Here is a 23256-nt window from a genome sequence, read left to right on the forward strand (position 1 = left end):
TCTATTCCTCGCCTAAATACGGGATAATTCTCATTAAAAACAAAGATATGACAAGTTTGTGTTCGTGTTTCCATAGGTTTCGCCTATGGCCAATTTTTATCATAGGCAGGCGGAAGCTCGCAAAAATTGACATCTTTTTTACTTTTAAATGGCTACTTTTGTTCGGTATGGATTCCGTAAATGAGAGGAGTGAAATGATTACGAAAGAACAGGTATTGCATGCGTTAAGCCATGTGGATGACCCCGATCTCAAGAAAGACTTGGTTACCCTGAACATGATTAAGAATGTGGAAATCACGCCATCGAAAATCCGATTTGATGTAGTGCTCACCACACCGGCATGCCCGTTGAAAGGCCACATCGAACATGCCTGCCGGAATGCCATTGCCTTATTCGTGGATAAAAATATTGCCGTAGACATCAACATGACTTCCCGTGTTATCGGCTCAAAGAGCAATCAGTTGTCCAATATCAAAAACATCATTCTGGTTGCCTCTGGCAAGGGAGGTGTGGGCAAATCAACCGTAGCAGCGAACCTGGCCCTGGCATTGCACGCCAAAGGCGCAAAAACCGGCCTGCTCGATGCGGATATTTACGGCCCCTCTCTGCCCATTATGTTCGGATTGGAAGGAGCCCGCCCAAAAGCCTCGAAGACTGCAGAGGGCAAAACAAAAATCGAGCCCATCGAAAAATTCGGTCTGAAACTGCTGTCTATCGGATTTTTTACCGACCCCAACCAGCCTGTTCCGTGGCGTGGCCCCATGGTAAGCACCGCGGTTAAGCAATTGTTCAATGATGCAGATTGGGGCGAATTGGACTATCTTGTTGTGGATTTGCCTCCCGGCACGGGCGACGTGCACATCACCGTGGCCCAAGGATTTCCCATCTCGGGAGCCGTTATTGTGACCACCCCACAGAATGTTGCGCTGGCTGATGCCGTGCGGGGCGTCGGTATGTTCCTGATGGATTCCATCAACATCCCGCTGCTTGGCGTGGTTGAAAACATGGCGTACTTTACGCCTGCGGAATTGCCTGACCATAAGTACTATATTTTTGGGAAAGATGGCGGCAAACGCCTGGCTGAACGCTTCAACGCCCCCTTTCTTGGCGAAATCCCGCTCGTTAAGGGAATCAGTGATTCCGGCGACAACGGGCTGCCCGTGATGATGGACGATGAGAATCCGGCTGCCGCAGCTTTCCTGGAAATCGCCGGCAAGGTGGCTCAGCAGCTGTCAATCGCACAGATTGCCTCGTATACCTAACTAAGGGATTATCGCAAATAAGGATTACCACAGCTAATCATCCTCGGCAGGGACATCAATGCCTAAAAATTCCCGATAGGGATCGCCCGGATACAACACCGCATCCGGATTGTGCCGGAAGGGTACATCGGGATTGAACAGCTCTTCCAGCGTCTGCCGCAGGAAATCAGTAAACTGCGCTTTGATGTTTTCCAGCTCGGCATCCTCCGCCACATACCTGCCGCGACCGCTCATGTAGAATAAGGGCCCCTCCTTGCGAAGCTTACGTGCAATATACAGATTCGGTTCAACGCTGCGCCTGCCTGTCACCTGCTCGTAGACATAGGTATAAAACAAGGTCTGGATCATGGCCTTATTGCTCTTGGCCGATGCCGGAGCAAACAGCGTATCCAACCCATGGAACTTCACTTCATCGCGCCCGGTCTTGTAGTCAACGATGCGTGTCTTGCCATTTACCTCATCCACCCGGTCTATAATACCGTAGAGTACGATTGTCCGCGATTCACCTCCTACCGTAATCGGGAATGAGACGGAGTAATCCCGTTCATTTTCCAGTTCCACAATCCGCAGTGGCGCTACATGCGTCGCATCATAATGCAGGAACACCGCCGCATATTCTTCGGCTACCTTGAGCAGGATGCGCTGCATGCTGTTTGGTGCCTGGATCCTTCCGGCTTCGCCGTACAGCTCTTTGGACAGTGCCTCCAAACAGATTTGCGGCAGTGCCTTGATCTTCTGCAGGATACTGTGTGGGGCGATCGTATCGTTTTCAGCTTTCAACTGTTCATATACGTCCTGCATCACGGCGTGTACAACCGTACCCAGACGATTCATTTCAAACTCTTCCGTAAGCTTAGGTGGCTCCTTGATACCCGCTATGTATTTGAGGAAAAACAAGAGAGGCGACTGCAAATAGGTGGTCAATGCCGAAGCCGACAGCTTCGGGCGATCGGGGTTGGTATCATCCAGGTAGCGGCTCAGTTTGTCCCATACGGCTCCGGTTTTTTGCAAGCTAAGCGAAGGTGGTGCAGGGATCGTCTTGATGGGCTGCTGCTGATTGTGCTGCTGGAATGTAAACCGGCTTTCGAAGGCCAACTGTCGGACAAACCGGCTCACTTCGCCGCTGTTGCTATCATCTACCACGGCATTGTACACCACGGTGATGTGCCGTGGGTATTGCAGCAGACGGTAAAACAGGTATGCAGATAGGGCATCCTGGTTTTCCAGTACTGGCAGGCCATGGGCACGCCGGATGGAATCGGGTATGAAAGTGTGGGCCACCGTAATATTGGGCAGTTTCCCTTCATTTGCTCCGATGAGGTAGATCTCATCAAAGTCAAGGCAACGGCTTTCCAGCAGCCCCATGATCTGCACACCCTTCAATGGTTCACCCTCGATGGGAGCCGATATCCCCTGGAGTGACTTGCGCACCAGCGAACACAAGAAAGGCATCGATAGCTCGGGGTAGTGTGCCAGCCCCTCCTGTAACAGGTTGAGCGCCTTCTTAACGGCAAGGATCAGCACGGCTTCGATGTGACGGAGGCTTTTGGCGTTTTGACGGTGTCCCAGCACGCCATCCAGCAGGGCATGCAACGCTTGGAGCACAGCTTCATTACCGCTACGCGGAATGAAAAACTCCGGATAACTGCCTGTTGTCAGCGACAGTTCGGTAGCAGGCACCTCCAGCCATTCGTTGGCGTTGATATTGCCTTGCAGGTTATCGCGTTCTTCCGGTGATATACCACTGAGGGGGTGGGCCAAAATTGCTTCTACGTCGAGGTGATGTACGGATCGACCCTGGTTCGCAGCCAATTGCTGCTGGATGCCCAGCCATCCGTCCAGGTATCCAAATAGCGTGGATTGCGACAATGGATACCCCATCGTTACGTTGAAATCGATGCCATCGGGTAGGCTTTGCAGTACCGGTACCAGCAAGCTTTCATCGGCCAGGATAATAGCCGTGTTCGTTGGGGCCTCCCGATCAGCGGGCTGGCCTTCCAATAGAGTCGACAGCAATTTGGCCTGAGCGACTTTGCCCGAAGCAGCTACCAGCTCGATACGATCCGTTTTTGAGCCCAGTGCGGCCGGAAATTCACCAAGCGCATTGTGCAATCCATACTGCCCCACATTTTTCCGGAGGAAAAGGCCAGCCTCCTGCAGGTCATCGTCAAGGTAATAGCTGTCAGCGTCGAAGTAGAAAAGTGCCTTCCCAGCTTCCTGCCATTGTGTGAAGAGCTTCACCTCACAGCGGTTGAGTGCGTTGAACCCCACAAACGCTACCTGCTTATATGCTGAGATAAAGTCGGGATGGTCTGCGCGGCCTTCTGCCAGATCGCGGTAGTTTCCAGCCGTAGTAGTCAGCTTCTGCTCGCGCAGTTCCGCTTTGAACCGTTGATAAAGCGTGGGCAGGCGTCCCCATAGCTGGAGAAATTTCTGCTGAATAGCTGTCTGCTTGCCCACGGAAAAGGACTCCCAAAACTGGCGCATGAAGCGTTGCTGGTCGGCCGACAGGTGAGGGAAGCGCTGTTGAAGCAGGGCGATGTCACGCAGCTCAGCATAGACCGCTTCCGGCGCTACGAGGTCGTAGTCCAGTTGGGCGAAGTCACTTAAGATGGTTTCAGCCAGCGGGTAGAACTCATCCGGCGTCTCCTCCGGACGTCCCTCCTCGCGGAGCGCCGCATTGTGCAACCGGTGCAGGATGAAGAATTGCGCAAGTGGACTGGCCTCCGGCACAGCGGCCGACTGTCGGAAAAACTCCTGGACAGTGAAAAACGAAGGACTCCAAAGTGGCCTGCCCGCCAGGTCGGCCAGGTGTTTCCGCAGGAATACGATGGGCCGCTTGTTGGTCAGCACCACGGCTACATCCTTCAGGTCGTCGCCAAACCGGGACAATAAATCGGCAGCAACTTGTTGGAGGAACGGATCATTTCTCATATGGCTACCAATTTCTTGAGTTCTCCATAATACACATATCCTTTTACATTCGGCATGCCCATTTCACGAAGCACTAGCTGATAATCCGCTACCTGCCTCAGATGGGCCTCATCCTCGTGCTGCGTGAATTTGAAATCCAGCACGATGGTCTCATCCGGCCGGATCAACACCTTATCCGGGCGCAGTGTACGGCCACTGGGCAGAATGATGCTCCGTTCGTTCCAGTGTTGGTAATCACCCTTAAACCATTGTGCCAGTTGCGGATGGTGCCAGGTAGCCAACGCAAGCGCCAGGACGTCGGCCCGTTCTTCATGGCGAAGCCACCCCTGTGCCTGCAGGGCATCCAATCGTGCCTCCAACTCCGTGGCGGCGGTTGTCTCGGCCATCAGTTCATGCAACAGCCGGCCATGGCGCTTGGCTGCGTCCAGCCGTACGACATCCAGCTCGGTCTGTATTTCGGGGCGGGCCAGTTCTTCCTTCATCCGGGTGGATGCCGGGTAATGGCTGAACGACCATCCGCTCGGCAATGGTTTCTGCTCCCTAAGCGCGTCTGTTTCCGTACTATCTCCCAACTGTATGCCACCGTGGAAGGCGATATTCAGCTCATCGGCAACGTTGGGCAATACTTCGAGGAGCAGGTCGCTGGCCAGCAGGGAGCTGATTTCGCCGTCGCCCTTTTTGCCAGGTGCTGTAATGTACAAGTGCTTACGCGTACGCGTGGTGGCCACATAGAGCGTGTTGAGTGCGTCCATGTAGTTGAACAACATTTCCTCGAAATATGCTTGGTAAAGACGTGACTTACCGAGGTCGCCTTTATACTTCACGGGTGTTTTGCGCAGGAGCGCATAGGGAGTATCTTCGGTGCTTACCCAGAAGTTGCTGTTAATACGTCCGTCGATAGACCAGCTGCAAAACGGGATCATCACGACATCAAACGCCAGCCCCTTGGACTTGTGGATGGTCAGTACCTCCACGGCATCTGTCTTGCCTGCTGCGGGCAATGCACGGTCGATGCCTTCTTCTTCCCAATACGTCAGAAATGCCGGAATACCCCGCTCTCCGTTGGCAGTGAAAGCGGCAACGAGATCGCGGAAAGCCAGCAGATAAGGCAGGCTTTCTTGCTTCGCTTGCAGCCCATAAGCCACGATCAGTGATTCCACCAGTTCGGCCAGCGGGAGCTGCGACCACGCGTCCCAGTTCGTGCAAAGGGGTTCGGGCAGCAACCCCGCCAGTTGAATCGGTCTGCACGTGCGCACACGCACCCAGTCATCGGGCAAGACCGCTTCCCCGTTATCCGCCAGTTGGCTATGCAGATGGATGCAGTTGGCCAGGTATAATGCAGTATCAGGCAGCTTGCCTACCAGCGCACGCAGCGTGTCAACCAGCAGCCGGATGGCTGGATGGTTGGCCAATGCCAACGCATCACCTGAGATGACGTCAAAAGCAGTTCCCGATTCCCGCTGCCGATCCAGCAGGTATTGGATGACCTCCCGTGCCTCGTTGTTGGTACGGACGAGGATACCAATCTGGCCAGCCTGATAGATGCCTGATGATAACCATCCGGTGAGTGTATCTGCCAGTCGGGTAAGCGCCTCTTCTTTCACGGCACTCGCACGATGGTTGTTGCTTCCAACGTCAATAAAATCCACCTGCACTTTCCCGCCCTTCCGCGCAGATGCCGGCAATTGCTGTCGGCTGTCCGCATACGCCCGGATGAGCGTATCGTGGTTGCCGGACGGTTGCCACCACCGTTCGTATTCTTCCTCGCCCAGCTCGGATAGGATGCGGTCGTTCAGGCGTTGCTGCAACCATCGTGGTGCGTGTTCAAATACCAGGTTATTAAAAGCCACGATGTATTCAGAGCTGCGGTAGTTGGTTTCCAGCGTCGCATGCTCGATGAGCGACGACGTATCCGCCGTATTGAATGCCGTACCGACCTCCTGCTCAGCCTGATCCAGCAGGATACGCCAGTCGCCGTTGCGCCAGCGGTAAATGCTCTGCTTCACGTCGCCCACGATGAGGTGTTCACTCTGTGTACCTGTGGCATTGCCCATGGCATTGATCAGCAACGGGCGCAGGTTGTCCCACTGTTTCCGCGATGTATCCTGGAACTCGTCAAAGAGAAAATGCCGGAAGCGGTTGCCCGTTTTCTCCCAGATGAAAGTCGGGTCGCCCGACTCATTGACACCGATGTTGTTGAGTAGGATCTGTGCATCGCTGATGAGCTGAGCACCATTATCCCGGCGCCATTCCGCCAGCAGCGTGCTCATCTCCTTGAGCAGGCGCAGGTAGTAGAGATTCTCGTCAATGGCCTTGGCAAGGTAATAATCGGGGCTTTGTGCAGCATACTGTTCGTATAGCTGTTCGAGCAATGGATTCAGATCCCGATATAGCACAGTCACCTCGCCCGTAAGACCGCCTTTCTGCCACTCATCCGGTGCATGGATGTACTTCTCCAACTTTTTGATCACATCGTGTGGATTCTGTGCGGACAGACTACCCAGCTTGCCCAATTGGTTGCGCGACTTTCCCACCAGATCCATCACGTCCACGCCCGAGGCAGCGAACGTATCGGCAGCGGTTTTGAGCAATTGCTCGAATGCATCTTCAAACTGCTTGATGGTTTCCTTGCAGTAACTATCAAGGCTGGCAAATAACTCCTGCTCCGGAATGTCCGATATCGCTTTATCGAAATCCTGGAAATCCTCCTTGAAAATTTCCGACGCGAGGTCGCTCAGCGCCCAGCGGTAATTCCAGCTTTCATCCCGATCGATCCGCATCTGCGCATAATCCATGATCCATCGCAGCAGGTCGGGACGTTCGTCGAGCAGTCGGTTGAGGCGCAGCACTAGATCCGCTTTTACCTTGCGGATGTTCATCTCCAGCTTATATCCTGCATCGATACCCAACTCGAAGGTAAAACCCCGGATGACCTTCTGTGTGAAACCGTCGATGGTGCTCACCGAGAAATGACCGTAATCGTGCAGTACTTTGCGGTATACCGCGGCCGCACGTTGCCGCAGGGAAAAGGCATCCCATTGAGGATAAGCACCCAATAGAATCTCGCGGTATCCACCGGCGGCGTCTTTCGTTGAACCATCTCCTGTAGCAAGTGCCTCTAATACCGTCAGGATACGCCCTTTCATCTCGGCCGTCGCCTTATTGGTGAAGGTGATGGCCAAAATCTCCCGGTACTTGTTTTCTCCCGAAAACAGCAACGTCAGGTAATGCGCTGTAAGGCTGAAGGTCTTGCCGGACCCCGCCGATGCTTTGAGTATTTTAAGTGGAGGTATCGTAGGCATTATCTTTTTCTCAGGGTGAAGATAATAAAATCTAACGGAATGTATCGTAAGCTAGGGCTAGCTCGGAAAAAATAACATCCTCTTCTTTTATACTTTTAAGAAAAAGAAGTAAAAGTAAATGGGATAACGTTTGATCTATCAGCTAAATTAGATATTTTGTATTTATCTTTTAATTGTTATTTTATCGTCCAAAAGACGTCCAAAGGACGATGAAAAGACGTTAAAAAGACGATCAAATTAGGAAATATATACGTTCTAATTAGCATCTTTTCTTCTTCTCATCGAAGAAAGAATGAGTATACATTTACGAGCAGGCATGGGAGCACACCCTGAAATGTTTACCGATACCGGGCGTTAGAAGGCTCGTTAAATCACCAAAGTAGTTTGTTTGCAAAAATCAAGCGAACAATGCCTGCTGTTTATAGGGACTTTCATGTTCGAGCAGCCACTTTTTACGCCAAAGACCACCCGCATAACCGGTTAACGATCCGTCGCTGCCAATGACCCGGTGACAGGGCACCACAATCCAGAACGGATTCTGACCGTTGGCAGCTGCGGCAGCCCTGATAGACTTCACGTCACCCAACCTCCGGGCTAGCTCCAGGTATGAAATGGTTTTTCCATAGGGGATATGGAGCAGTTCCTGCCAGACACTCTTCTGAAAATCCGTTCCCCTGATGTTTAGCTGTAACTCGAAAGTGGTCCGTTTACCTGCGAAGTATTCCTGGAGTTGTATGGCGGCGGTTGCTAAGCTATCGGGAAATACTTCCGTTGGCACAAGGTTCTTATCATCCCCTACGGAAACGGATGTCAATCCGTGCTCATTTCCTTTGATAGCGGTTATTCCAAGTGGCGTCTGTATGTAAGCTTGATATAATTCCATGATCATTGGATTGACGCAGCCTAAGATAATGACAATATCCCCCAAAACAGTGCGTTGGATGTACCGCTTTACTGCATATCAAATAAGTGTTTCTCGGCGTGGTAGGATGAGCGGACCAACGGGCCACTTTCTACATACTTGAAGCCCATGCGCAAGCCAATTTCCTGATAGTATTTGAACTGATCGGGCGTAACCCATTCCACTACGGGATGATGCGCCTTGGTGGGCTGGAGGTACTGGCCGAGTGTAAGGATATGCACACCGGCCTCGTAGAGATCGGTCATGGCCTCAATAACGTCGGCTTCCGTCTCGCCGAAGCCGAGCATGATGCCTGATTTGGTACGCAATCCGGCAGCCGAAATGCGGCGCAGGCATTCGAGGCTACGGTCATATTTGGCCTGTATACGTACTTCGCGAGTAAGGCGGCGCACGGTTTCCAGGTTGTGCGATACAACTTCCGGGCGCACGGCCAACACACGTTCCAAGTTTTCCCAGATGCCCTTGAAATCGGGAATCAAGGTTTCCAATGTCGTGTCGGGGCTTTCGCGGCGGATTGCATTAACCGTTTCCGCCCAAATGGTGGAGCCCCCGTCTTTTAGGTCATCGCGGTCCACTGAAGTGATCACACAGTGTTTCACCTGCATGAGCTTGACCGATTGGGCTACCCGGTTGGGTTCATCCAAATCAACCGCTAAGGGCCGTCCGGTGGCTACTGCGCAGAACGAACAGGATCGGGTACAGATATTTCCCAATATCATAAACGTGGCCGTACCGGCTCCCCAACACTCTCCCATGTTCGGACAATTTCCACTCTCGCAGATGGTATGTAATTTATGCTCGTCCACCAACCCACGGACGTGTCTGTACTCTTTTCCTACGGGGAGCTTTACACGCAACCAATCGGGCTTGCGCTGCAGCTGGTGAGCCGGGATGACAGGAAGTTCGATCATATGACAAAGTTAGGGATTAATATTGAATTTCCCGGCACCCCAATACGGGTATCAGGATAATCTGACATTCCACAAACCGGCGGTACTGCTTGGCTATTTTGTAGCGGTCGTGGCGAGGAAAGCTGTATCAATACTCAGTCGGCAAGACCTATGCCATCTGCTTCGGCACGGCCGGTCCAGCCGGGCACATAGTTGGGTTCTTGTGTTAATAAGCCTTTCTGAGTGGTCGCATCCAATGCTGCATATTCACTGGGCGACTTGCCGAAATGATTTTTGAATGATTTGCCAAAATACTTCGGATCGCTGAATCCTACATGGTAGGCCACCTGGCTAACGGGCAGATTGCCTTGTGCCAACAGTTGGGCTGCTTTCCGAAGTCGCATCACATTGATTAGCTCAATGACGCTGAGATCGGTCAACTGCTTGAGTTTGCGGTACAGGACCGGGCGGCTCATAGCGAGCTCGCTCGATAACGTACTGACATTGAACTGTGTTTCTGCGAGATTATCTTCGATCACCCGGATAACTTTTTGGAGAAATTGCTGATCAGCCGACGGGCCCTCAGCTATCTGTTGGGGGGCAAGCACGTAGTCTCGTATAAACTTTTTGCGGAAGCGCTCTCGGGCCGCCAGGATATTGCGGATTTTAAGTATGAGCACGTCGGGATGGAAGGGCTTGGTGATGTAATCATCGCTACCTGATCTTAACCCCGATATCACATTTTCCACGGAAGAACGTGCCGTAAGCAACAGTACGGGAATATGATCGGTGGCTGCGCTTTGCTTGATGTTTTTCAGCAATGTGATGCCATCAGCTTCCGGCATCATGATATCGGTGATCACAAGGTCAGGAAGTTGTGATTTAACCAGTTGCCAGCCTTCCAGCCCATCTGCGGCTTCGAGTATTGAATAGTCGTCATACAGGGTATTTACTATGATTTCCCGGATTTCTGAATTATCTTCGACAACGAGGATAAGTGGCCGGTTTGCACCGTGGGGTGCTTCAATAGCTGCATCGGTTCCATGGCTTGAACTGAGAGGAGGTTCAAGCGGTGGATGGGTAATTGCCCGGTCTGTGGTCTCCGATTGATAGGTAGTTAGCTCCCTGGTGTCAAAATGCTGGTTGCCCAACGGCAACGTCACAATAAAACAGGTATATGTAGGTCTGTCATCGCCGTGGTAGCTTTCCACCGTGATTTCACCGCCATGCATTTCCGTCAGGTTTTTTGCCAATGCCAGCCCGATGCCAGAGCCTAGATGCCCCCGGTTTTTCTCGTTAACAGTACGTAGTTGATAGTAAAATTCAAAGATAGACTCCAGTTTATCGCCAGGAATCCCTTTTCCGTTGTCCCATACGCGAATGATTGCAGATCCAAGAGGATATGCCCTGGATGGCGTGATTTTTTCGATGGCGAGCCGCACACTACCACCCACAGGTGCAAATTTGAAGGCGTTTGAAAGCAGGTTGTAAACGACTTTCTCCAACTGATCGGCATCAAACCACGTTTCCACCGGCGCTATTGGTTTACTGTATTCGAAGTGGATATGTTGTTCTTCGGCGTAGTGCCTGAATTCGAAGGCTATGCGGTCTATAAATGCTACCAAATTGTGGGGAGCCACAATAAGCTGAAAATTCCCGCTTTCCTGCTTCCTGAAATCCAACAATTGGTTTACCAAGTTGAGCAGACGCAAGGAATTGTTTTTTACGGTTGTCATCATCGTCCGTGCATTTTCTTCCAGCTTGGCATGTGCTAGTAGGTGCTGCACAGGAGCGAGGATCAAGGTAAGGGGCGTACGGAACTCATGGGATATGCTGGTGAAAAAATTAAGCTTGATTTCATTGATCTCACGTTGCCGCTCATTCTCCAGGTGTTCCAATTGTAACTCGTGCTCCAAACGACTTCGGATCTTGGTAAACCGGATAATCATGTAGATGCCAACCGCTACCAACGCAATATAGCTCACGTATGCCCACCATGTTTTCCAGGGTGGTGGCAATATCCGGATGGTTAACGCAGCCGGGGTTTCATTCCAAATGCCATCATTGCTGGCTCCCTTAGCTAGGAGTGTATAGGTACCGGGGTGCAGGTTGGTATAGGTGGCCGATGGATTGACGACGTAATTCCATTGGTTTTCTAAACCATCCAAACGGTATGCATACCTGTTTTTTTCAGGCAACACATAATTGATAGCCGAAAACTCTACGGTAAAGATATTCTGCGCATAGCTCAATATGATGGTATCGGTTATGGAAATCGGCCTTTTTAACACCCCTTCATTGCTGGGAATTACCGATTCATTGAACAACCTGAAATCGGTAAATACAACCGGGGGCACGTAGGAACTTAAGCTAAAATCCTTCGGATCGAAACACGTAAGGCCGTGTGTACCGCCAAAGATCAGCTGCCCATCGGTAGTTTTGCAGTAAGCACCGATGGAAAATTCATTACCGCCGATGCCGTCTTTCGTATTGTAAGACTTGATGATGCCGGTCTCGGGCTCGAATGAGCAGATGCCATTGTTTGTGCTCAGCCACAATTTCCCGGCGTCTTCTAATATGCCAAAGATATTGTTCCCTGGTAATCCATCGTGTTCAGTAACCTGGCTAAATGAATCCGTTTCGTAATGGTATTGGTTGAGTCCGTTTTTATAGGTACCGAACCACATCCGGTGCTGGCTGTCTTCAAAGATACTGATAATAATATTGCCACTGATACTTTTGGCATCATCCAATGAAAACCGGAATATCTCGAATCGGTCTGACCCGGCACGTTTGAGGTTGAGCCCATCTTCGGTACCCACCCAAAGATTGTTGCGGCTATCGATAAAAACGGTACGCACCAGATCGGAGCTGAGGTGATAGCGACCCGTTTTGCCAGCCCGGTAGCTTTCAAATTGCATGCCCGACCCGGGTAGTTTGAGGTTAAGCCCGCCACCATACGTTCCAAACCACATATTTCCTCGGGCATCCTCCTTGATCGCATATACATTGTTGTTTGATAGCGAATGGGAAACCGATGGATCGTGTTTAATATGCTGGAAGGTATGTGATCCTTTTTTCAGCACATTCAACCCACCCGTGTATGTTCCTACCCACAACGTTCCCTGTTGATCGAGGTGGAGCGATTTTACGTGATTGTGGCTCAACGATCCAGGATTTTTGGGATCGTGCTTAAAGTGACGAAATACCCGGCCTGTATGATCCATGTAGTTTAAGCCACCCCCTTCGGTGCCCACCCAAAAATGGCGATCAGCACTTTCCAAAATACCGCTTATTACATTGTAGCTTAAACTGGGGATGTATGGACTATGGGCATAATTCTGAAAGATCGGGATATGCCTGTCATATACACACAGGCCACCGTAATAGGTGCCTACCCACAGGGATCCGCGTGCATCCTGAAAAAGCGGCCGGATCGAATTATTACTCAGGGAAAACGGATTGTAATCGTTGTTGGAGTAGGTGGAGAACCCCATTTCCTCGGTGTAGTAATTCAGTCCATTGATCGTTCCTATCCAATAGCCGCCGAAACGGTCTTTGAGAATAGACCGCACGTCGTTGCTCGCCAAGGAATGACCCGGGGCTTGGGGTTGGTGCGTAAGGTAATGAAATGCTCCCGTTTGGGAATTATAGACATTGATTCCTCCCTCTTTGGTGCCAAACCAAAATATGCCATTGCCCAAGTCTTGTACCACCCGCACATCTTCGCTATTAAGCTCACCGGGACGGCGGCGGAAATGCCTGGTCAACCGCAAGGCGCTTCCAGGACGATACGGCTCAAAAACCAATACGCCATTTACCGTACTCAACCAAATGTTTCCCTGTTCGTCGTCATAGAATGACTGTACGTTGTTACACCCCAACGGAACTCCCTGTTCGCTGTACATCGCGGCATCGAATACTAAAACAAGTTGCCTGGAATCTTCTCCTTCTTCCAGGCAATACAATCCCTGCGACGTTGCAAACCACACCCGACCGCTTCGGTCTTCTACGATGGCCGAAACAATTGGTTCAGAAAACGTATTACCCGACTGATTATTCGCCAGGGGAAATCGCTTAAAACACTCGGTATACCGATCGTACAAGTTGATACCAGAACTGGTGCCCACCCACAGCCTTTTTTTATGGTCTTCCAGCAAGGACATGATGTAATTGTCGGTAAGCGAGGTGGTATCCGAAGGGATATTCCGATAGGTAACAAACTTGCGCGCGTCGTACCGGTTCAGCCCGTCGCGCGTGCCAACCCACATGAAACCAAGGTAATCTTGACAAAGCGAAAACACACTGCTTTGGGACAGACCTTCCCGCAAACCGATTCGGGTGAATCTGACCGCCCTGTCACTGACCTGGCCAACGGCCAGGTTATTAAGCGACAAAAGGATTACCCAGATAAAAATTCGTGCGATGCTGCACATAGTAGTCGTCTAAAGGCATTAATTTCAGTGCAATATCGAAAATTAATGGGTTATTCCCAACCGTTAACGCTTCTACTCAATGGTCAGTGTACGACGGAAGGCCGTTGAAAAGATATCGACACGATACTCGGGTGTGATGTTGTCTTCAAAATTAATCTCTACCATCCGGGTACCGGGTTCGGGATTATTGAGCAGCTTGACATACACGGTATCCTTGGTTTTTACCGCCTGCGGAAACACCAGGGAATATTTACCGTTATCACCCGGTTGCAGGACATTCCCTTCTTGATCTACAATCTGGAAGTCCACGCCGACAACTGCGGGATTAGGCACATCCGGTGTAACGACTGAATAATGGGCAACCGCATCGTAGTTCCGGGTAAATTCGGAATAAAACTGTACCGGAAATTTAATCAGCTCTGTTTGACTTCTATTTACCGTAATACCGCTGTTGTTGTTGGGTACATATACAATGTAATAGTGATGCTCGTATTCAGGCAGCCCTGCAGGGTAATCTTTGTCTTCACAGGCAAAAAACAATCCACCGGATAACAGCAGCAGCATAATCAATATATTTTGTGTATTCATTAGAAAAAATTTATTCATTAGTTATTTGCTTTCAATGGCATTATTCAATGACGCGATAATGAAACCTGTGATTCCGCAGGTTTCATTGTTCAATTGTTTATGATTATTGCCAATTGGGATTCTGTACGACACTACCACCACTCAGGGTAACCTCATTGAATGGAATCGGATAGAGGTAATCCCGGTCGGAATTAAATGACCGTACGTTGGTGTTTTCCACAATCAGTACGCCGTCGCTATTGATATTCAAGGTAGACGGATCTGCACCCACCCAATCTTCCGTATCAAATTTGGCCCCGAGCAGCTGGCCCGGGAGAAGAGTTTCCGCAATTTTCCAACGGATCAGGTCGTCGTAACGAAATCCTTCCAGCGCCAGCTCAACAGTCCGCTCCCTTCGTATCTCCTCACGCATATCGAGGTTATTAGCCTGGGCAAACGCATTGGTAAGACGCGCCTGAAAGCCCGCCCGTTGCCGCAATGCATTGACGGTGAGGTCAAGATCGGCATCGCTGATGGCGTTGTCTAATTCATATTTTGCTTCGGCGTAGATAAGCAACACTTCCCCGTAGCGGATCAAAATTTTGTCAACCGTTCCGGCATTGTTGGTCTGCCAGTCTTCCAGATTGAATCCCTTTTTTGCGGCAAAAGCCGATCGTGATCCTAAGGTAGTGGTTGGAATCCAAGGGCCTTTATAGGCTTGTTCTCCGGCTTGGAAGAGCGTCATAGCCAACCGGGGGTCACGGTTTTGAAAGACAGCGTTGTAACTGTCTTCCTCGCTTTCCTCGACAAAATGTGTAGAACGGGTTAACGAGGGCTGGTTTAACCCATTATACGCAGGCAGCCCATCGGCATAGAGGTATTGGCGCACCAGATTACGTGTGGGTGCATTACGTCCATTTTCCATGTCTCGGGAATAGTTGTGTCCGACGATCAAGTTGGAAGCACTTACCCCATAGATTTTCACGAAAATATTTTCGGTATTATCCGGTCCTTCGGCTTCATGCTGGAATAGCCCGTCATAGGTAGGATACAATTGATGTCCCTGGTCCATCACCGCCTGGGCCGCCTGTAAGGCCAACGTGAGATGCGACTGCCAATCGCCGTCGTTGTGGAATTTAGCGCGGGTGCCCACATAAAGAGCTACCCGTGCTTTTAAGGCGAGTGCACTGCTCTTTGTTACCCGGCCGTATTGGGCTGTTGGTAACTGCTGATGGGTTGGCAGCCAAGCTGCCGCAAAATCCAGATCTTCATAAATAGCCTGAATGACCTCTGCTTTCGGTGTGCGCGGCATCGTAAGCTCGGGAGCGTCGGTATCGAGGGTTTTCAGGATCAGCGGGACATCTCCGTATTTCTGTAACAAACTGAAATAAGCATACGCCCTGAAAAAGCGGGCTTCACCGAAATACCGATTTTTGACTTCGTCGGAAACCTGGGCTTTAGCGCCTTTCTCCAAGATGTTGTTTGCGGTAAAAATATCCCGGTACGGATTATTCCAGTCGTCGCTGGTATTGGGAATGGTTCGGGTACCGTTACTCACGGAGTTGGCGGTCTGATTCACGTTATCGTCTCCCCGGGCATCCAATTGAAAGCCTGCAAGTAACTGGTAATGCCTATTGGCGGCATTCATCAGATCGGTCTCTGTGTTCCAGAAATCCACATCGCTGAATTCGCTTTCCGGGAAGCGGTCCAGGCTACAGCTACTGACAACGCCAGTCAAGCAGATAATGGCGATCCGTATAAAGCTTTTGGTTTTATTGGGTTGTTTCATAATTCTTCGATTAAAAGGTAACATTCAAGCCAAAGGAATAAGAACGGAAAAACGGATAGGTAGTTGCACTGACATTGTTGCCAACCTCCGGATCAAATACGCTCATCACATCGGTCGATTCCCATAGGTCCTGACCGGAAAAATACACACGCAAGCGTTGGATTTTATCCGTCCGGAACGGGATGGTGTAGCCGAGCTGCAGATTTTTCAACCGAACGTAGCTGCCGTTCTGTGCCCATCGGTCGGATGGTCTGTAGTTATGGGCACTTGTCTGATACATACGCGGGAAATACGCATCCGGATTTTCAGGTGTCCATCTATCCATATGAATTGTCCACGGCATATCAGCGGTACCCAACATGGGAGAGAGCGTGCCTTCGTTAATGAGGAACTTCCGTTTTGCCGCCCCCTGGAAAAAGATGGAAAAGTCAAAGTTCTTCCAATCGAACCCTAGATCCAATCCATAAGTATACCGGGCATTGGTAGTACCGAGGTAAACCAGGTCTCCCGGATTTTCCGGCGTCCCCTCTCCGGCATTGATACTGCCATTCCCATCCAGGTCAAGGTATTTAACATCTCCCGCTCCGGCGTTGCCCGGAAAAAACGGCGTAATCACCTGCTGCTTGTAGGCATCGTATTCTTCTTGCGATTGGAAGAAGCCGTCCGTACGGTATCCCCAAACACTGTTGAGCGGATAACCTTCGAGCAGCTCCACCACTCCGCCGTTGCCGATCGAATTGCGCCCATCGTAGCGTACGAGCTCATTTTGATTATCGGAAATATTGAAGCCAACCCTGTAGTTGAACGTGTTAATGCGGTCGCGCCACCGAACATCAAGCTCCCAACCCCAGCTTTTCAGTTCACCGATATTCATCGAAGGCACACTGATGCCGATGATGTTGGGCAAATTCAGCTGAGCGAGCATGTCTTTATTACGTTTCACGTAGTAATCGGCCGTTAGAGATAGTCGGTCGTGGAGAAAGCCGGCATCGATACCGATGTTCGATTGCTGTATGGTTTCCCACGTTTTCTGTGGGGAAGCCAACTGACTTTGGTAAAAATACTGTGTTCTGATATCGTTAAAGACAAGATTATTGGTCTGTGTAAGACCACTGGTCAAGAGCGCAATGTAGTCATACAACCCAAGTACAGCGCCATTGCCCAGTTGCCCCCAAGAGCCCCGTAGTTTGAGCGCTGAAAAGATCGATTGCCCCTGCATAAAATTTTCCTGATCGATACGCCATGCCGCAGAAAATGAAGGAAACAGCTGCCAGCGATTCTCCGGAGCAAGCCGCGAGCTCCCATCGTAGCGGAAAGACGCTTCAAAAAGGTATCTTTCGCGGAAATTATAGTTAAGCCGACCGAAGAAAGACCCCATAGCCCAACTTTCAATCTTATCGCCGTTTGTTTTCGTCAATGGATCGGCAAAATTAAAGCTGAAGAAATCGTTGGTAATCATGGTCTGTGCACCTGCTGAAAACTCATCTTTCCGGTATTCTTCAAACGACGCACCACCGAGCAGCGTAAAATTATGCGCATCGGCCAAGGATAGGTTGTAAGTTAACACCCCTTGCAGGTTGTTGTGATAACCCCGGTTCTTGGCCATGCTTTTGGTATTGGGGTCATTTATGCGAAACCGGACGGTATTGGTAGTCCGCCCATACCACAGGAGCGTACGACTATCGTTTTCCATGGAATAGTAATCCTGATTGCGCCAACCCGATAAGTCGAAAGTCAATCCTTTGACCAGGTTTTGCACCTTGAGGTTGAGCCTTCCAGTGAACGATTCGTACATCCGTTGTTCCAAACCTGCATTCTTCTCTATATCCACGGCATTGATCTGTAAGTCGCCATTATAAGGCTGTCCGGTGATATCCTCATCCGGCACATATAAACTTTGGCGGGCACGGCTGCGATAGAGGCGGTTAATGATTTGCTCGGTTCCATAAGCGTTTTCGTTCACGATGGAGCCGATATATCCGGCCACTACTTCCACACTCAGGTAGTTGTTAAGTTCGGCATTGATGTTGGCCCGCAGATTATACCTCGAATTGTCATCCGGCCCATAGCGCAGCACACCATCCCGTTGATAGTAACCGCCCGAAACCAGGTAATTCATCTGACTGGACCCTCCGTTTATCGAAAGCGTATGGTTCTGCATGCCATTGTATTTGTCCATCCCTTCTTTAAGCCAATTGTTGTTGCCGAAATATTCCCACCGGTCCTGCGTAGGGTTGGGGCGCACAGAGAAATTGGGATTGCTTACCCATTCCATTTGTTCCTCGCTGAATTCCGGATTTCCTGTCGCATTTCGACGTGATTCATCTATGAGCACCTGTTCATCCCATGAATTCAGCCGTTGAGGTTGACGTGCCGTCGCATTGATACCATAGTAGCTATTGAAGTTGATGCGAGTTTTTCCCGCAGTACCTTTCTTGGTTGTCACCAAAACCACTCCGCCTGCGGCACGAGCTCCATAAATGGCGGAAGCGGACGCGTCTTTTAATACCGAAATAGATTCGATATCATCGGGGTTCAGCAAATTCATGTCCATTTGGATACCGTCCACTAATACTAGGGCTTTCGTGTCATTCGATGAAGAGAAGCCGCGAATACGTACGTCATACCCTTCCGCACCCGGCTTTCCGCTCCCGCGAATTACCGTCACTCCGGGCAGAACACCCTGCAAGGCGCCGGTTACATTGGCCACGGGTCGGTTCACCAGCGCATCGCCGCTCACCTGGGCAACGGCTCCGCTCAGGTTTACTTTTTTCTGGGTACCAAACCCTACGACGACAACTTCCTCCAGGGCCGACACATCACTTTCGAGTGTGACATTGATAACTGTACGGTTATGGATGTCGATTTCCTGCGACAGACTCCCTAACTGTGTAAATACCAAGGTGCCCGTCCCCGGCGCTGAGATACGGTAGTTCCCATCGTCGTCCGATGCGGTAGCCGTGCTGGTCCCTTTCACTGCTACACTGACCCCCACGGCAGGCGTGCCATCCTGGAAAACAATTTTTCCGGTCACTATAGGTTGAGACTGGGCGTACGCCATTCCCATCCAACATACCAACAGTGCAATCACGAAACCATAGTTTCGCTTTTTTGTAAAACGTTTGCTCATCTGTATAGGTTTATATACGTTTATAAAATAGTTACAGCGGGCAAAGGTATTGGGAGATGTCCCTGCAAACGGGGTAATTATTGTTTGAAAGATGGGTAAAAAATGTTCAAAGCCATAATAACGGGTATCGTATGGGTAGATTTCGGATCACTTCTTCTTCAGTAGGCCGGTGTTCAAGAGACACCCAGGTATGCAAAAGCTCCTGATTGCCATAAGCCAGGGCACCCAGGAAAAGGAAGGGTTGGGCTACCGGCCAGTTATCCCAATACATTACATCCCGAGCGTACGGCCACCTGCCTTTTTCTTGTACAAAAGGCAACATATATTGTATACCCTTACCAATTGAACGGCCATCGGCCATTCCGTCATGCCAAAGATCCGTTCCGGATTTTGGAAGCAGGGAACAAATCGCAGCCATGGCATCCAGATTGAAAAGAGAATATCCATAGGGCTTTGTACGTTCGATTTCTAGCGGAAAGCTTCCATCTTTGGCCATTTGTTGGGGAAGCAATACCGTTTTATACCGTTCTGCGCATTGGCGTATCAGTTTGACATTCCCGGTGTAACTGGCAAAGGCTGCCACCTGCATGACCCAGCATGTTCCGTGGTTATTTTTTGCGTTCATCTCCTCGATACCATAAGGGTGTGTCGTTAACCATGCCAGGTAGTCTGCAAACCACTTTTTTGTTCCTTGGCACACCGATTTGCCGAGTAAGCCCGCCTCTTCCAGTATGCCCAGTGCTTTGGCCACTTCGATCAGGTGAATGGTATCAATGATTCCAATGCCACGCCCCGTAACCCGGCCTTTGATAGCCTGCGCATACAGGAGTGATGGGTTCATACGTGTATCGGCATCGATAAACCAGGCAGACACATGCCGGAGCGCATGTTGTACGTATTTCTCATCGCCGGTAAGCTTCCACGCAGACACCAATGCACCGACGATGCGACTGAAACGGATCATTGCCAAGCGATGGTCTACAAAGTTATCCGGATTGGAAAGCCCGTCCCTGCGGATATAAGGCCCATCAGGATGATCGGGGTCGGGCCACCAATAGTCGCCCTCTGAATAAAAATCATGTTTGCCACCGGCGCTCCGCACGGCAATGCTTGCTGTTACAGTGATGGGGGGCTGGGTGAGCGCCCAAGCGGCGTCCTTCAAGGTTTGGTCGTGCAGCGTTGCGGTAATCACGTCTTCCACATGCTGCCTGGCAGCGGTAAAGTCCAAGGGCAGGATGGCCGTTTCTAGATTATCTGCGGCCGCTACTGCCACCATCCGGTTACCTGTACGTTTTATGCGGATAATTGCCCGGCCATTGTATGCCTGTACTTTACGCGAGCCATCTGATGTGCCGAGATCGGCCAGTAGCTTCCCGTCGCCCGCCATCGAAAAGTAAATATAATTTGCGGCATCAAGGCACAATATTCCCTGGTTATCACGCAATGTCGCCTGAAGTGTAACCGTGTCAATCTTCGCGTCGAGCACCTCAAGCTGTATGGATGCAGGATCGGACCACTTGGCGGTCTGGTAAATCTGGGTAATGCTATCTCTTACCGTGATTCCGTCTTTGTGTGCAAGTACTTCCAGCTTATTCCTTCCTTCGCGCAAAACAACCATCCACCGGAGACCTGCAGCGGGAAAATCCTGGCTGTTTCGTTTGCGAATACCCTGACTCACGCCGTTGACGAAAAGTTCCGCTTCTCCACAGTTGGAATAAACCTTCACCATCTTTTCCTCACCCTGATTGCCCCACCTTACGGGCCAGCTGTGTCCATAAATATGAGCCATGGGTTTTTCAGACCAGTAGGACTGGAAGATATAATACGATTCCTTTTTGTTGAAATTGCGCTCCACAACTCCCTTTTGGTTGACATAAGGCACGGGATTTTCCGGGCGGATGGGGGTGGAGAAATCCTTGAATGTCCAATAGGCAGTACCCGTGAGCCAAGGCATGGTTTCCTGTTCCTTAAGATGCCAATCGATCAGGTTGCAAATGTAACTCTCACTCCAGTCGCCATCCTTGGATACGCGTGCCGGACCACCGAACAGCGATGCGTCACCTGCACGTTCGTCAGCTGTGGTACTATGCATGACCTCCGACAGTCCCTTGTCGGGTGTTTCCGAATGCCGCCGTGCATGACTATCGCCCCCCCATTCCACATGGAGGAAGTGCTCAACCTTATTGAATTCAGCCTCGGTCGCTGTTTTGTAATCCGTATAGATTCCCCGGTACCAACCTGCCCAAATGGAGGGCGAATAGACATCTACAACATCCTTACAAAAGTCGCATCGCCGAATCGCTGTTTTGCGTAGCGGATCCAATTGATGGGCCAGGTCGTTCAACTCCTTCATGAAGGTACGGATTTGCAGCTGGTCAAACCTTTCAAAATCTCCAGGCCAGTCATTTTCATTGCCCAGCCCCCAGACAATCACCGAAGGATGATTATAGTGCTGCTCAATCATGTTGGTAAGCATCCGGCGGGCCTGCTGTTTGTACTGCTCACCGCCAAGTCCTCCGCGGCACCATGGAATCTCTTCCCATACGAGAATACCCAAACTATCACAAGCTTCCAATACAATACGCGATTGTTGGTAATGACCCAAACGGATGAAATTGACTCCCATCTCCTTTATCAGACGCATTTCCTGCCAAATAAGCTCCTCTGTCATTGCAGCAGCCACCCCCGCATGGTCTTCATGGCGATGGGTACCCCGCAATAATAACCGCTCGCCATTGAGATAAAACGGACCTTTTCGGGCAAATTCAAACCGGCGGAACCCGATCCGTTCAGCATGAATACAGGTGTCTGCCCGGGTTGCTAGAACAACCCGTACCGTATACAGCCGGGGCTGATCGGGCGACCAAAGCATCGGCTGTTTAACTGTAAAACCTGCAAAGTCGATTTGATTGCCGCGTACGTCGATATGCTGCTGCTGTGTTTCGACGAGCCTCCCTTCGGCATCAAGCAACTGTACCGTGGCTTCGGCATCCGATAGTGCAGCAGGGTTGTAGAGACGTGCACTTATCTTGATTTCACCCACTTGTCCCCCTGCATCTGTGGTGGCAGTGGCAAAAACCTTTTCTATAGAAAGCTGGGGCACATACACCAGGTTGAGATAACGGTATAGTCCACCATAGACGTTAAAATCTGACAGATCTGATGGAATCAGTTCTACGTCACGGGAATTGTCACACCGGATCGATAGGGGAATCCGGCCGTTGAATTGCTTCGTATAAGCTTCTGTGGCTTGAAAAGTTTTCACTGCATCGGTAATATCCACAGACCATTCATCGTACCCTCCTATGTGTTCGCCAACTTTCTGGGTATAGATATACACTTCCGTTTTTTGACCCGAACCTTCAAAATGTAACAGCGTCCGCCCATTTTGATAGGGATTGGCAATTTCCAGGGATGTGCGATACCATCCTGGGCCTTGGTAATAATTGACATCTGGTGCTACGGCGTCCGCGGCGTTAAAGCAGTGAGGCAACGTGACAGGCTTCCAAATGGGAGAGGCTTCGGGATCACCCGGTTTATAGGGGCGTACAGACTCCCATATCCCGCCCAGATCCTGACGTACAAACTCCCAACCATCGGTTAGACGATGGCTTTGTTGGGCTAACGAAATGGATGCAAGGCAAAGTTGAAGCAATACAGTAAGGAGTCGAATACGTTTCACGGTGAAATAAAGCTAGTTACAGGTAATCATAATTGCGTTGTAAAAGTAGATAGATAACAAGGTAAAGAAGGGTATTAATCGATTAATTAAGGGGTGAAAATTGTTCAATACGGTAATGATTGACATATCACTGCATGAGTAAAGCTTCAACGGAGCTGGCAGAAATTCCACAGATATACGGTTGCGTTATTTTTTGGCATGGTTGTTGATAAACAACAATTATAAAATTGTCTTTTCATAATTTAGGTTTATAATTGGTTAGTTTAAAAGCCCTGATTCTCCCCGTTTCAGGGCTTTTTTGTTTTGCCGGAAAACCTTTATCTTTGCATTTTGTTAGTTACC

The 23256-nt window shown here is 50.3% G+C and carries 10 protein-coding genes; 1 reads left to right on the forward strand and 9 read right to left on the reverse strand.

Features of this window, described 5'->3' with window-relative positions:
* The first annotated feature begins 194 nt into the window (after positions 1-194).
* A complete protein-coding gene (locus tag IEX60_RS20710) occupies positions 195-1262 on the forward strand; it encodes an Mrp/NBP35 family ATP-binding protein (protein ID WP_188753312.1) in 1068 nt (355 codons plus the stop codon).
* Between the two features lie 33 nt (positions 1263-1295).
* On the opposite strand, the gene IEX60_RS20715 is transcribed toward IEX60_RS20710, so the two are convergent.
* The 9 genes from IEX60_RS20715 to IEX60_RS25045 all read right to left on the reverse strand — a co-directional run bounded on the left by IEX60_RS20715 (position 1296) and on the right by IEX60_RS25045 (position 22914).
* Positions 1296-4196, reverse strand: coding sequence for a PD-(D/E)XK nuclease family protein (locus IEX60_RS20715; RefSeq protein ID WP_188753313.1), 2901 nt, complete (start codon positions 4194-4196; stop codon positions 1296-1298).
* Positions 4193-7498: a UvrD-helicase domain-containing protein gene (locus IEX60_RS20720; protein WP_188753314.1), complete on the reverse strand. Its 3306-nt coding sequence runs from the start codon at positions 7496-7498 to the stop codon at positions 4193-4195. Before IEX60_RS20720 ends, IEX60_RS20715 begins: the two co-directional genes overlap by 4 nt.
* A gap of 397 nt (positions 7499-7895) precedes the next feature.
* Entirely contained in the window at positions 7896-8381 is a 486-nt protein-coding gene (locus IEX60_RS20725) for a methylated-DNA--[protein]-cysteine S-methyltransferase (protein WP_188753315.1), read from the reverse strand.
* A gap of 68 nt (positions 8382-8449) precedes the next feature.
* Positions 8450-9331 carry a lipoyl synthase gene (lipA, locus tag IEX60_RS20730; RefSeq protein ID WP_188753316.1) on the reverse strand — a complete coding sequence of 294 codons (882 nt, stop codon included), beginning with the start codon at positions 9329-9331 and terminating at the stop codon, positions 8450-8452.
* A gap of 134 nt (positions 9332-9465) precedes the next feature.
* Positions 9466-13746 carry a hybrid sensor histidine kinase/response regulator transcription factor gene (locus IEX60_RS20735; RefSeq protein ID WP_188753317.1) on the reverse strand — a complete coding sequence of 1427 codons (4281 nt, stop codon included), beginning with the start codon at positions 13744-13746 and terminating at the stop codon, positions 9466-9468.
* Positions 13747-13818: 72 nt separating this feature from the next.
* On the reverse strand, positions 13819-14334 hold the full coding sequence (locus IEX60_RS20740; protein WP_188753318.1) for a hypothetical protein: 516 nt from the start codon (positions 14332-14334) through the stop codon (positions 13819-13821).
* 103 nt (positions 14335-14437) lie between these two features.
* Positions 14438-16102 carry a RagB/SusD family nutrient uptake outer membrane protein gene (locus IEX60_RS20745; RefSeq protein ID WP_188753319.1) on the reverse strand — a complete coding sequence of 555 codons (1665 nt, stop codon included), beginning with the start codon at positions 16100-16102 and terminating at the stop codon, positions 14438-14440.
* Positions 16103-16112: 10 nt separating this feature from the next.
* A complete protein-coding gene (locus tag IEX60_RS20750) occupies positions 16113-19232 on the reverse strand; it encodes a SusC/RagA family TonB-linked outer membrane protein (RefSeq protein ID WP_188753320.1) in 3120 nt (1039 codons plus the stop codon).
* Positions 19233-19338: 106 nt separating this feature from the next.
* Entirely contained in the window at positions 19339-22914 is a 3576-nt protein-coding gene (locus IEX60_RS25045) for an alginate lyase family protein (RefSeq protein ID WP_373285075.1), read from the reverse strand.
* Positions 22915-23256: the final 342 nt, after the last annotated feature.

This window comes from Parapedobacter defluvii, from assembly GCF_014642075.1.
GTDB lineage: Bacteria > Bacteroidota > Bacteroidia > Sphingobacteriales > Sphingobacteriaceae > Parapedobacter > Parapedobacter defluvii.